This window comes from Microbacterium natoriense (assembly GCF_030816295.1).
GTDB lineage: Bacteria > Actinomycetota > Actinomycetes > Actinomycetales > Microbacteriaceae > Microbacterium > Microbacterium natoriense_A.
This window is the reverse complement of record NZ_JAUSXV010000001.1, coordinates 4,012,429-4,024,403: the sequence shown is the minus strand read 5'-3', so window position 1 is coordinate 4,024,403 and position 11,975 is coordinate 4,012,429. Positions and strand designations below refer to the sequence as shown.

At 67.8% G+C, this 11,975-nt stretch carries 12 protein-coding genes; 5 read left to right on the top strand and 7 right to left on the bottom strand.

The window, feature by feature from the left end:
* The first annotated feature begins 4 nt into the window (after positions 1 to 4).
* From QFZ53_RS19125 to QFZ53_RS19105, 5 genes are all read left to right on the top strand, one after another.
* The gene (locus QFZ53_RS19125) at positions 5 to 742 is read left to right on the top strand and encodes a copper homeostasis protein CutC (RefSeq protein ID WP_307299065.1); all 738 of its coding nucleotides are present in this window, start codon (positions 5 to 7) and stop codon (positions 740 to 742) included.
* Positions 743 to 769: 27 nt separating this feature from the next.
* Positions 770 to 1,624, top strand: a complete 855-nt coding sequence (locus QFZ53_RS19120; protein WP_307299062.1) for an alpha/beta fold hydrolase — start codon at positions 770 to 772, stop codon at positions 1,622 to 1,624.
* 106 nt (positions 1,625 to 1,730) lie between these two features.
* Positions 1,731 to 2,468, top strand: coding sequence for a DUF1684 domain-containing protein (locus QFZ53_RS19115; RefSeq protein WP_307299060.1), 738 nt, complete (start codon positions 1,731 to 1,733; stop codon positions 2,466 to 2,468).
* Positions 2,469 to 2,494: 26 nt separating this feature from the next.
* Positions 2,495 to 3,544, top strand: a complete 1,050-nt coding sequence (locus QFZ53_RS19110) for a lipoate--protein ligase family protein (protein WP_307299057.1) — start codon at positions 2,495 to 2,497, stop codon at positions 3,542 to 3,544.
* Positions 3,545 to 3,574: 30 nt separating this feature from the next.
* Positions 3,575 to 4,480, top strand: a complete 906-nt coding sequence (locus QFZ53_RS19105; protein ID WP_292907684.1) for a DNA-methyltransferase — start codon at positions 3,575 to 3,577, stop codon at positions 4,478 to 4,480.
* A gap of 21 nt (positions 4,481 to 4,501) precedes the next feature.
* On the opposite strand, the gene QFZ53_RS19100 is transcribed toward QFZ53_RS19105, so the two are convergent.
* The 7 genes from QFZ53_RS19100 to QFZ53_RS19070 form a co-directional block, all read right to left on the bottom strand.
* Positions 4,502 to 5,212 carry a DUF624 domain-containing protein gene (locus QFZ53_RS19100; protein ID WP_307299054.1) on the bottom strand — a complete coding sequence of 237 codons (711 nt, stop codon included), beginning with the start codon at positions 5,210 to 5,212 and terminating at the stop codon, positions 4,502 to 4,504.
* A gap of 79 nt (positions 5,213 to 5,291) precedes the next feature.
* Positions 5,292 to 6,950 carry an ABC transporter substrate-binding protein gene (locus QFZ53_RS19095; protein ID WP_307299051.1) on the bottom strand — a complete coding sequence of 553 codons (1,659 nt, stop codon included), beginning with the start codon at positions 6,948 to 6,950 and terminating at the stop codon, positions 5,292 to 5,294.
* Between the two features lie 48 nt (positions 6,951 to 6,998).
* Positions 6,999 to 7,931, bottom strand: coding sequence for a carbohydrate ABC transporter permease (locus tag QFZ53_RS19090; protein ID WP_292907678.1), 933 nt, complete (start codon positions 7,929 to 7,931; stop codon positions 6,999 to 7,001).
* Positions 7,925 to 8,839 carry an ABC transporter permease gene (locus tag QFZ53_RS19085; RefSeq protein ID WP_307299453.1) on the bottom strand — a complete coding sequence of 305 codons (915 nt, stop codon included), beginning with the start codon at positions 8,837 to 8,839 and terminating at the stop codon, positions 7,925 to 7,927. The genes QFZ53_RS19090 and QFZ53_RS19085 overlap by 7 nt, the downstream gene beginning before the upstream one ends.
* A gap of 170 nt (positions 8,840 to 9,009) precedes the next feature.
* A complete protein-coding gene (locus QFZ53_RS19080; protein WP_292907674.1) occupies positions 9,010 to 10,071 on the bottom strand; it encodes a Gfo/Idh/MocA family protein in 1,062 nt (353 codons plus the stop codon).
* The gene (locus QFZ53_RS19075) at positions 10,068 to 10,796 is read right to left on the bottom strand and encodes a cupin domain-containing protein (protein WP_307299046.1); all 729 of its coding nucleotides are present in this window, start codon (positions 10,794 to 10,796) and stop codon (positions 10,068 to 10,070) included. Before QFZ53_RS19075 ends, QFZ53_RS19080 begins: the two co-directional genes overlap by 4 nt.
* Positions 10,793 to 11,926 (bottom strand): Gfo/Idh/MocA family protein, encoded by a 1,134-nt coding sequence (locus QFZ53_RS19070; protein WP_307299045.1) that lies wholly within the window; start codon positions 11,924 to 11,926, stop codon positions 10,793 to 10,795. Before QFZ53_RS19070 ends, QFZ53_RS19075 begins: the two co-directional genes overlap by 4 nt.
* Positions 11,927 to 11,975: the final 49 nt, after the last annotated feature.

Sequence of the window (11,975 nt, the reverse complement as noted above, 5' to 3'; positions counted from 1 at the left end):
GTGGATGCCGCAGAACATCGCCCTGGAGATCGCCGTGCAGGACCCGAGCGGAGTCCGCATCGCCGGTGCCGTCGGAGCCGTCCGCGTCGAACTCGCCCAGGCCCTCGCCCTGGGCGGACTCACGCCTTCGCCGGCCACGCTCGAGCTGTCGCTCGCCGCCGCTCGTGAAGCGGGCGTCGAGGTGCACGTGCTCGTGCGCCCGCGCGCCGGAGGGTTCCACTACGACGCCGATGAGATCGCCGTATCGGAGCTCGACGTCCGCCGGGCCGTCGAGGCAGGAGCCCACGGTGTCGTGATCGGTGCGCTCGACGCCGCCGGCGACCTCGACCTCGATGCGATGGGCCGCCTGCGCGACGCCGCGGGCTCGGCATCCGTCACCCTCCACCGGGCGATCGACGTCACCCCCGACCCGATCGCGACCCTCGTCGCAGCGCGTGAGCTCGGACTGCGCCGTGTGCTCACCTCGGGTGGCGCATCGACTGCGGTCGACGGCATCGCCGTGCTGCGCGCGCTCGTCGCCGCGGCCGAAGGCGAGATCGAGATCATGGCCGGCAGCGGAGTGGACGCGGCATCCGCTCGGCTCCTCGCCGACACCGGGGTCGACGCCCTGCACTTCTCGGCCAAGCGCATGGTCCGCGAAGTCGGCGGCGTGCGGATGGGGTCGGCGGCGGACGGAGTCGGCGGCTACGAGGTCACCGATCTCGAGACCGCCCAGGCCCTCGTCGCGACGCTCTCTGCGTGACACCCGAGCCGTGAGTATGGTGGGTGGGTGACGGAGACCAGAGAGTTCACGGATTCCCACGGCATCGCCATCGTCTACGACGTGCACCCGGCAGCGGGTGAGGCGCGAGGGGTCGTGCAGCTGCTGCACGGAGTCGGCGAGCACGCGGGCCGCTACGGTGCGGTGATCGCCGCCCTCACCGATGGCGGTTTCACCGTGTACGCCGACGATCATCGCGGTCACGGGCGCACGGGCATTCGTCAGCACAACGATCCGGCCAAGCTGGGTCGTCTCGGCAAGGGAGGCATCCGCGCGACCGAAGAGGCCATCTGGCAGCTCACCGGCATCATCCGCGCTGAGCAGCCCGACCTTCCGCTCGTGCTGCTCGGACACTCGTGGGGGTCGTTCCTCGCGCAGATGCTCGTGAACGACCACCCGGAGGCCTGGGACGCCGTGGTGCTCTCCGGCTCCGCTCTGCGCACGCCGACCTCGCTGAACGCCGCACCGCTCAACGCGCGGTGGAAGGGTCAGGACGCCACGGGTCTCGAGTGGCTCAGCCGCGACCCCGCCGTGTGGAAGGAGTTCGACGAGGATCCGCTGACGACCGATGTGCCGCTGCTGAAGCTGTTCGGACCGATCGAGGCCGCCCGGCTGTACGGACGGCCTCGCAAAGACCTGGGGCGCGACATCCCGATGCTGCTCATGGTCGGCAGGGACGACCCGGTCGGTGGACCCCGCAGCGTGCACAAGCTCGCCGACGAGTACCGCACGCGGTCGGGCCTCACCGATGTCACGACCCTCGTCTACCCCGATGCACGTCACGAGATCTTCCAGGAGCTGCAGCAGGCGGAGGTGCGCGCCGATCTGCTCGCATGGCTCGACGCGCGCATTCCCCGACGCTGAAACATTTCGTCCAGAGTCCCGGCATTACGCCGGGTGATCCTCCATGACGGCACCCGCACCGCAGCGCTTCCTCTCGCCATAGATTCGCGGCGAGAGGAAGGTGCTGATGAGCTTCGAGGACGAGTGGCGCGAGTGGCACCGGGCGCGCGAGAGTTACGCGGGAGCGGAGTACGGCCCCGCCGCGCTGGAGTCGACGAACTGGCTCATCACGGAGCCGGCGGCTGTCGAGGGGGTGCCGGGGCTCTGGGCGCTCACGGGCGACGGCGGAATCCGCGGCAGCGAGCTCGGCACCTCGGGATCGATCGTGACGCTGCGGGGCGGCGAGACGATCAGGTTCGGGCGCCGCGAACTGCGGGTGTTCGATCGGAACGGCGTGGTGGCTCTGCGGGTGTTCAATCCGCGGCGACCTCAGCGCGAGCGGTTCAGCGCGATCGACGCATATCCGCCGAGGAAGGGCTGGCGTCTCCGCGCCGTGTTCGAGTCGACACCCGGCGAGCACATCACGGTCACGGCCGTCGACGGGCAGCGGCATGAATCCGCGGTCGCCGGGCGCCTGAGGTTCGAACTCGACGGCATCCCGCGGACTCTCACCGTGACACGCAACGCGCATGGCGACCTCACTGCGGTCTTCGCCGACGGGACCAACGGCATCGAGACCTACCGGTTCCGGTTCCTCGTCGTCGAGGAGCCGGCGGACGACGGCAGCGCGTGGATCGACTTCAACCGCGCCTATCTGCCCCCGTGCGCCTTCTCGGACCAGTTCCTCTGCCCCCTCCCGCTCGACGAGAACACCTACACGTCCTCGATCAGGGCGGGGGAGCGGGCGGTGATCCTCGGCCGCTGACCTCGGCCGCGCCTTAAGCTGGAACCGTGCACGGTGAATTCAAGGTCCCTGGTGGAAAGCTCGTCGTCGTAGACCTCGAGGTGGTCGACGGCAAGCTCGCTGACTTCCGCCTCGCCGGCGACTTCTTCCTCGAGCCCGACACGGCCCTCGACGACATCAACGCGGCGGTGAACGGGCTCCCCGAGGAGACGGATGCGACAGCCATCGCAGCCGCGGTCCGTTCGGCTCTGCCCGAGGGCGCGCAGCTGCTGGGGTTCACTCCGGAGGCCGTCGGCACCGCGGTCCGCCGAGCCTTGGTCACGGCTCCCGGCTGGCGGGACTTCGACTGGGAGATCGTGCACGAGAAGGCGGTCTCGCCTCGCATGAACCTCGCGCTCGACGAGGTGCTCACCTCGCGCGTCGGAGAGGGCCGCCGCCGCCCGACCCTGCGCATCTGGGAATGGGACCAGTCGGCCGTCGTGATCGGCTCCTTCCAGTCGTACCGCAACGAGGTCGACCCCGAGGGCGCGGCCAGCCACGGCTTCGACGTCGTGCGACGCATCTCTGGCGGAGGAGCGATGCTGATGGCCGCCGGGCAGATCATCACCTACTCGCTGTACGTTCCGGCATCTCTCGTGGCAGGGATGACCTTCGCCGATTCCTACGCGTTCCTCGACGACTGGGTGCTGCAGGCGCTGCGCTCGCTCGGCATCGACGCCGTGTATCAGCCGCTCAACGACATCGCGTCGTCGAGCGGCAAGATCGGCGGCGCCGCACAGAAGCGTCTCGCGAACGGCGGCGTGCTGCACCACGCGACGCTGTCGTACGACATCGACGGCCAGACGATGACCGAGGTGCTGCGGATCGGACGGGAGAAGCTCAGCGACAAGGGCACGGCTTCCGCGGCGAAGAGGGTCGATCCGCTCCGCAGCCAGACCGGACTCTCCCATGCGGAGATCATCGACCGGTTCATCGACACGTTCCGCTCGCTGACCTCGGCTGAAGACGGCACGATCTCGGCCGAGGAGTACGCCGATGCGGAAGCCCTCGTCGAGTCGAAGTTCGCCACAGACGCGTGGCTGCACCGTGTTCCCTAACTGCACAGCGTCCCCTGAGCGCAGAGCTTCGTGAGCGGGGACGCCGAGCGCGGCGCGGTCACGATCATCGAGGGCGACAACCTCTCGGTCGCGGCAGCCCTGCCCGCCGAGTCGTTCACGCTGATCTACCTCGACCCGCCCTTCAACACGGGCCGCGCGCGCGAACGACAGGTCGTCACCGCACGGCGGATGGCCGCGGACGATGAGGCGGATGCCGACATCGAGCCGGCTGCGGACCCTGCTCAGGGGGAGGTCCGTCACGGTTTCCACGGCCACCGGTACGAACGCGTGCGCGGAATGCTTCGCACCTACGACGACCGCTTCGACGACTACGGCGACTTCCTGATGCCCCGTCTCGAGGAGGCCTGGCGGCTGCTCGCCGACGACGGCACGCTGTACCTGCACCTGGACTATCGCGAGGCGCACTACGCCAAGGTCATGCTCGACGCGGTGTTCGGCCGCGACTCGTTCCTGAACGAGCTGATCTGGGCGTACGACTACGGAGCGAAGTCGCGCCGCCGCTGGCCGACCAAGCACGACACGATTCTCGTGTACGTCAAGAACCCGCGGACGTACGTGTTCAACTCCGACGACGTCGATCGGGAGCCGTACATGGCCCCGGGACTCGTCACGCCCGAGAAGGCAGCACGCGGCAAGCTGCCCACCGACGTCTGGTGGCACACGATCGTCCCGACCACAGGGCGGGAGAAGACGGGCTACCCGACGCAGAAGCCCGAGGGGATCCTGCGCCGGATAGTCGCGGCATCGAGCCGCCCCGGCGATCGCGTCCTCGACCTGTTCGCGGGCTCTGGCACCGCGGGCGCCGTCGCGTCGGCGCTCGGGCGCGACGCCGTGCTCGTCGACGACAACCCCGAGGCGGTGCGCGTCATGAAGGCGCGGATGCCGCACGCAGAGGTCACGCGGGTCGACAACTGACCCGGTCCCGCAGCGGGGCGATCAGGACTCGGTGGCGGAGGTGTCGCGCGTGAACCGCGTCGCGACGTCAGCGATGACGGGGCGGGCCATGAGCGCGAGGAGGACGACTGCGGCCCACAGGAGCATCAGCACGACGAGTTCGGAGAACGCGATGGTCAGGAAGGCGCTGATCACCACGAGCGACAGGACGCCGAGCGAGAAACCGAAGCGCGGCAGGATCTGCGCGAGCGCGATCCGTGCGGCGTCGCGAGTGCGGAAACGGAACGTGGCGGTGAGCACGGTCATGTGTCCGCACCAGATCAGGGCGATCACTGCGAGAAGGAGGATGGCCGGGCGGAGGGCCGCCCCGCCATCCACGGCGCCGAGATGGGTGAGGTTGACGGTCAGCACGGCGAGGATCAACGCCGCCGGGAGCGCCCACCGCAGCGTGGCCACGAGGTCACGCCGGTAGGCGCGGAAGAAGTGCCGCCCCGGTGCCAGGTCGGGGTCGGCGGCTGCCGCGCGGGTCGCGGCGACACCCGCGACGAGGGCGGGGGCGACCGGCACCAGCGCCAAGACGAACAGCGGCAGATTCGACGGGTCGCGACCGAGGAGCAGGACGGCGAGGCTCGTGGGGAGCGTCGCGAGAAACAGCTGCGCCTCCAGCACCAGCATCCGATAGATCACCACTGAGCCGCGCGAGAGCGGACCGCGTCCGATCTCGTCGACGGCCTCGTTCTTCTTCTCGCTCATGCGTCTCTCCTGTCGCTGCGGGCGAGACCTCGCAGATGTCATGATCCCGACCGCGAACCTGACATCTGCGAAGCCCCGGCTACTTCGTGCGCGCGAGCGCGGTGTTGAAGGTGTCGATGAGCTGGGTGGACCCGAGCCCCTCGATCTCGGCGACGTAGGCGTCCCAGTCGGAGTCGATCGAGCGCTGACCCGTGATGAAGGCGGCCGTCGCAGCGTGCACGGCATCCGTGAGCTGCGTCTGCAGCAGCGAGGTCTGCTCGAGTTCGATCTCGTCGAGCAGCGGTGCAGGCGGTACCGGCAGCTGCTTCTTCGACTCCAGCTGCTTCTCGGTCCACGCGGCGACCTCGTCGGTCATGAGCGAGAGCAGGAGCTCCTTCGACGATCCGTTCGCGGGCAGGAACACGCCGTTGCTGTAGCCGTAGTCGGCGTTCAGCTTCTTCGGTGCACCCGCGTTCACGGCGCTCCAGCCGATGTCGTCCATGAGGGTTCGGGTGCCATCGGAGTCCTTCGTGAAGGTCTCTCCTTCGACGCCCCACTGCGCGAACTCGATCCCCTGGTCGGAGTAGTACAGCCAGTCGATGAACTGCAGCAGCGCCTTGAAGTACGGCTTGTCCGCCGCCTCGCTGCTGATCATCAAACCGGAGGTGAAGCGGCCGCTCGGGAGGTTGGAGCCCGCAGGGCCCCCGGGGATCGAGATCAGGCGGATCGGAACGTCGGGCTGACCGGCATCCGCGAACTTCGTCCGGTACTCGGAGAGCGTCTGGGTGTTGCTGCCGATCGCGGCCGACTGGCCGGAGATGAACTTCTGCGTGGCCTGGTCGTCGCTCTGCGTGATCTCCGGGTCCAGGACGCCGTCGGCCACGAGGTCCGCGACATCGGAGATCAGTTCACGGTACTCGTCCGTCGTGCCGGTGAAGACGTACTCGTCCGAATCCTCGTCGTACCAGGTGTTGTTGTACTGCCACCCGGCTGCCGTGCCGTAGTTGGGCGCCATCACGTTGAGCAGCGAACCGAGCGGGGTCGCGTCGGTCCATCGATCCGACATCGCGTAGCTGAGCTCGGGGTTCGCCTCCTGCACCTTCACGAGCTGCTCGGCGAACTCCTCCCAGGTCTCGGGATCCTCGGTGATCCCCGCCTTCTCCCACAGGTCCTCGCGGATCGCGATGCTGTACTCGACGTTCGGCGTCTCACGGAGCCCGGGCAGCAGGTAGATCTTGCCGTCGGCCTGGCGGCGGTTGTCGAGCTCGTCCTGGAGATCCCACTCGGAGACCTTCTCCTGGAAGTTCGGCATGTAGTCGAGGTAGTCCGACACGGGGAGGATCGCGCCGCCCGAGACGAACTTGGTCTCTGTTCCCGAATACGACACCGAGATGATGTCAGATGCGTCGCCGCTGCCGATCAGCAGCGACTTCTTCTGATCGAAGTCCGACATCGGGATGTCGGTGCGCGAGAACGTCACGTTGTGGTCGGCGTCGAGGTGCTGGAAGACGGACCAGTCGTCCTTCACCGGGTACCCGGGGTGGTCGCGATACATGAGTGAGAACTCGACGGGCTCGGTGGCCTTGAAGGTCGTTCCGGCCTCGAAGTCGTCCATGGCGCCGACGGACTGCTCGGCGCCGATCGTGACGCCGCCGTCCTCCGCCGTCTCGTCGACGGGTGCCGAGGTGCACGCCGTCAGCGCGACGGCGAAGGTCACGATGCCTGCGACGCCCGCCAGGCGTCGGCGAGTGATGGTCATGGTGTGTCTCCTTTGTGTGAACGTCGTCGTTCGACGCGGATCGGGAAGTCAGCCCTTGACCGACCCGAGCATGACGCCCGAGACGAAGTAGCGCTGGATGAAGGGGTAGAAGCAGATGATCGGGAGCACGGTGAGCAGCATCGTGACGGCCTGGATGTTGGAGGCGATCTGCACCGCCTCACCGCCGCCCGTGATCTCGGAGGTGCCGGTGGCCGCGGCGATCAGGTTGCGCAGGTAGATCGTCACGGGGAAGAGCGATTTGTCGTCCATGAAGAGGAAGGCGTTGAACCACGAGTTCCACTGGCTGACCGCATAGAACAGGGTCATGGTCGCGAGCACGGCCTTCGACAGGGGAAGAACGATGCGGAAGAAGATGCCGTAGGTGGAGAGTCCGTCGATCGCGGCGGCCTCTTCGAGCTCGGTCGGGAAGCTCTCGAAGAACGACTTCATCACGAGCAGGTTGAACACGCTCAGCGCGCCGGGGACGACCACCGCCCAGATGCTGTTTCGCCAGCCCAGGGTGTTCGCGATCAGGATGTAGTTCGGGATGAGTCCTCCGCCGAAGAACATCGTGAAGACCGCGATGCCGATGAAGAACGTGCGGCCCTTGAGGTGCGGCTTGCTGAGCGCGTAGGCGTAGGTGGTGGTGATGACCATCGCGATGATCGTGCCGACCACCGTGTACAGGAACGTGTTGCCGTAGTTCGTCCAGAACAGTCCGTCGCCCATCACCGCACGGAACGTGTCGATGTTGAAACCGCGCGGGATCAGGTTCACCTCGCCGGCGGCGATGTAGCCCTCAGACGAGAACGCCTTGGCCACCAGGTTCACGAACGGGTAGAGGGTGACGATGCAGATCAGCACGAGCACGATCGCGTTGACGACGCGGAAGGTGCGATAGCCGAGCGACTCTCGGATGACGCCGGTCTCCCGGCGCACATGGGCGATGTCGGGCTTGGAAGGCAGAGCTTCGGTCACCATAGCGAGGTTCCAACCAGTCGACGGGAGATGAGGTTCGCGAAGAGCACGAGCACCAGGCCGATCAGGGCCTCGAACAGTCCGATCGCGGTTCCGTAGGAGAACTGCGCGGATTGGATGCCGACGCGGTAGAGATAGGTGGAGATGACGTCGGCCGTGGAGTAGATCAGCGGATTCTGCAGCAGCAGGACCTTCTCGAAGCCGACCGACATGAACGATCCGATGTTCAGGATCAGAAGCACCATCATGGTCGGGCGGATGCCGGGAAGCGTGATGTGCCAGGTCTGCTGCCAGCGGTTCGCGCCGTCGATGCGTGCTGCCTCGTACAGCTGGTCGTCGATCGTGGTGAGCGCGGCCAGGTAGAGGATCGTGCCCCACCCGACCGTCTGCCAGGCTTCTGAAGACACGTAGATCGACCGGAACCATTCCGGCCGCTGCATGAACGGCACGGGGTCCGCGCCGAACGCCTCGACCATCTGGTTGACCGTGCCGTTGAGCGAGGTCAGCTGCAGCACGAGCCCCGCGACGATCACGATCGACATGAAGTGCGGCAGGTACGAGATCGTCTGGACGAGACGCTTGAACCGGCGCGAGCGCAGCTCGTTCAGCATGAGCGCGAGCACGATCGGAAGCGGGAAGCAGATCAGCAGGGTGAGGCCGCCGAGGATCACGGTGTTCCAGAACACCGTCCAGAACTGCTGGTTCGAGATGAACGCCTGGAAGTAGTAGAACCCCACCCACTCGTCGCCGAAGATCGACCCGCCGGGCCGGAACCTGCGGAACGCGATGATGTTCCCGAGCATCGGGACGTAGCGGAAGATCAACAGGAACAGGATCGGCACGATCAGGAACGTGTAGATCCGCCAGTCCTTGGTCAGCGCGCGACGCCAGGACTGCCGGGCCCGCGGCATCCGGTCGCGCCGGAATGCGCGACGACGGGGCCGCGCGGTCGTGATCACCCGCGTCTCGCTGCCGGGCTGCGCGGAGCCGGTGAGCGACAGCGGCGCTTCGACGATCTCGGGCATTCAGGTCCACCTCCTCGTGGTTCTGAGAATGGACGGCGCGTGCGCGCCGCCGGGGGTCAGGGTGCGAGCACCTCGGCTGACGTCTGGGCCTGCAGGCTCAGCTCCGCCGCCTTGAAGGCGTGCGCCTGGGTCATCGCGTTCTCGGTGCCGTCGAGGCAGTCGCGGATCAACTGCCCGAAGTAGGGGAAGCCGGTCATCCCATTCGCGTCGAACCGGTACTGTCCCTCCTGGTTCACGAGCAGCACCTGCCCGCCGCCGTTCTCGGTCGTGATGTCGATGTACTTGCGCAGCTCGATGTACCCGTCGGTGCCGAGGATGATCGTGCGTCCGTCGCCGAACACACCCAGCCCCTCAGGGGTGAACCAGTCCACTCTCACGTACCCGGAGGCTCCGTTGTCGAGCACGACGTGCGCATCGCCGAAGTCCTGCAGACCCGGAGTGTCGGGGTGCGCGTAGTTCGCGACCGTCGAGCTGACGATGCGGCCGTCCGTGGCCCCCGTGTAGAACAGGATCTGGTCGAAGTTGTGGCTGCCGATGTCGCACAGGATGCCGCCGTACTGCGCAGGGTCGTAGAACCAGCCCGGGCGACCGCCGCCGATGCGGTGCGGGCCGAACGAGACGACCTGCAGCACTCGGCCGATCGCGCCGCGCTCGATCAACTGACCCGCGAGGATCGACGACTCGGTGTGAAGGCGCTCGCCGTAGTACACGGCGTACTTGCGTCCGGTGCGGGCCGTCGCCTCGCGCGCGGCCGCGAGCTGCTCGAAACTCGTCAGAGGAGCCTTGTCGACGAACGCGTCCTTGCCGGCCTCTATCGCTCGCAGTGCCACGGCGGCCCGCTCGGAGGGGATGGCGGCGGTGGCTACGAGCCGCACCTCCGGGTCGTCGAGGATCTGCTGCTCCGAGGAGGCGACGCGGGCGGTCGGATAGCGCTTCGCGAACGAGGCGGCCTTGTCGGCATCCGCATCGAACACCCACTTCGCGGTCGCCCCAGCGCCGATCAGACCGTCGGCCATGCCGTAGATGTGGCCGTGGTCGAGACCCACCGCGGCGAAGCTGAACTCGCCTGGTGCCGCCGCAGGCTCGGGCAGCGGATCGAAGGTGTAGGGGTGGTTCACTTCTGGGTCTCCTGATCGGTCATGTCGTACGTGCGGAGTCGTCCGCACATTCCGAATCCGCGTTCGCCGGCTGAGGGCACGGCCTGCTGCACCCTGGCTTCGTCGAGATGGGTCACGTCGCCCTCGGCCACGGCGCGGGCGAGGGCGAGGGACTGCTCGGCCTGTGCGAGAGGGCGCTCGCGGATGAGCTCGCCCCACTCGGACGCACGGTCGCGCACGAGCGCCCCCGCCGCAGCCCTGAACGCCTCGAGGGGCGCCTGATCGCCCGCCAGCATCGCGTCGCGCAGAGCCTCGAAGCCCGACACGGCGAGGTCGCGACGTCGCCTCGCGCGCTCCGCACGTCCCTCGGCGTCGCCGAGAGCCGCCGCCCGAGCGTAGGCCTCGGCATCCGCCACGACGGCTGCGGGGAACGTCATGACGGCGTCTCCCGCTTCCGGCAGACCGGCGTTGCTCATCAGCACGACGACCTTGAGCTCGTCGTGGTTCACGGCGCGGTGGATGGTGCCGGGCGTGAACCACACCACGGCTCCGGCCGAGAGCGGGGTCTCCTGGTACCCGTCGCCGTCGATGGTCTGGAGCGCCCCGGTGCCGGACACGACGACGTACGCCTCGGTCGAGACGAGGTGCATGTGGGGGCTGCCGCCGCACACGCCGTCGGGGGCGGCGTCGCGATAAACGTCGAGGTGCGACAGCGAGGTGCCGCCGGGGAACGAGGAGACGCTCATGGCGCCACGGCCTCGGCGAGCGAGAGCTGCTCCTGGTTGAGCCGCGGGGCATGAGCGACGAGATGCCCGGCGCGGTAATAGGGATCGTCAGGAGAAAGCGGCAGCGACACCAGCTGGTGCTCGATGCCCGCCTTGTAGATGGCCGTCACGACCTCGATCGCGTTGCGGCCGTCGTGTCCGTCGGCGATCGGCGGTCGGCCCTCGCGGATCGCCGCGAGCACGTCGCCGATCTGCCCCGTGTGACCGGTGTGCGCGAGCGGCTCCCTGGCCGCGGCGATCTCCTCGATCGCGGCGACGCGATCGGGGTCCCCGCCTTGGGCGGGGAAGCCTGCGGCATCCGATCGCTCTGCGACCACCTTCCACGGCTGCGAGACGCGAGCGTGCTCGCCCTGGATCACGATCTCCTGCTCCTGGCCGTGATGCACGACCGAGCTCGTGAGCTGCGCCAGACCGCGCTCATACCGGAGCACGGCGACCGAGAGATCTTCGACCTCGCTGTTGTCGTGCTGCGCGTTCGCGAGCATCGCTGCGATCTCGCTCGGGCGGCCGAGCAGCCACAGGAGCAGGTCGATGTGATGGATGGCGTGATTCAGGGTGCAGCCGCCGCCCTCCTTCTCCCACGTTCCGCGCCACCACAGGTCGTAGTAAGGCAGGCCGCGCCACCAGGCGGAGTCGACGCGCACGTGCGAGATGCCCCCGAGCAGGTCGGAGTCGACGACGGCCTTGAGCGTGGCGAGATCGTCGCGGAAGCGGTTCTGCGCGACGACCGAGAGCAGCGCGCCCGAGCGCCGCTGCGCGGCGAGCACGGCGTCGCACTCTTCGAGCGAGGGCGCCATGGGCTTCTCTACGAGCACGTGGATGCCGGCGTCGAGAGCGGCGATCGAGAGAGCCGCGTGGGTCGAGGGGGGCGTGGCGATGCTCACGAGATCGAGACGGGCTTCGGCGATCATCTGCAGCGGATCGTCGTAGCCGACCGCTCCGGAGAGCCCCGACTCCTCGGCCTTCTGCGCGGCCTTCCCTGGCATGACGTCTGCCAGCGCCACGACCTCGCACTCCTCTCCGAAGGCGAGATAGCCGCCGATGTGGGCGTTGGCGATCGACCCGGTGCCGATGATTCCGATTCTGAGCATTGCGTCCTCGTTGAGCTGCTGCTTTCAATACGTAGTAGTAGTACGTATT

Excerpts from the sequence above, each read along its gene's own strand:
- QFZ53_RS19125 (WP_307299065.1), top strand. The coding sequence starts at position 5 with ATGCCGCAGAACATCGCCCTGGAGATCGCCGTGCAGGACCCGAGCGGA.
- QFZ53_RS19115 (WP_307299060.1), top strand. The coding sequence starts at position 1,731 with ATGAGCTTCGAGGACGAGTGGCGCGAGTGGCACCGGGCGCGCGAGAGT.
- QFZ53_RS19100 (WP_307299054.1), bottom strand. The coding sequence starts at position 5,212 with ATGAGCGAGAAGAAGAACGAGGCCGTCGACGAGATCGGACGCGGTCCG.
- QFZ53_RS19095 (WP_307299051.1), bottom strand. The coding sequence starts at position 6,950 with ATGACCATCACTCGCCGACGCCTGGCGGGCGTCGCAGGCATCGTGACC.
- QFZ53_RS19090 (WP_292907678.1), bottom strand. The coding sequence starts at position 7,931 with ATGGTGACCGAAGCTCTGCCTTCCAAGCCCGACATCGCCCATGTGCGC.
- QFZ53_RS19085 (WP_307299453.1), bottom strand. The coding sequence starts at position 8,839 with ATGCCGCGGGCCCGGCAGTCCTGGCGTCGCGCGCTGACCAAGGACTGG.
- QFZ53_RS19075 (WP_307299046.1), bottom strand. The coding sequence starts at position 10,796 with ATGAGCGTCTCCTCGTTCCCCGGCGGCACCTCGCTGTCGCACCTCGAC.
- QFZ53_RS19070 (WP_307299045.1), bottom strand. The coding sequence starts at position 11,926 with ATGCTCAGAATCGGAATCATCGGCACCGGGTCGATCGCCAACGCCCAC.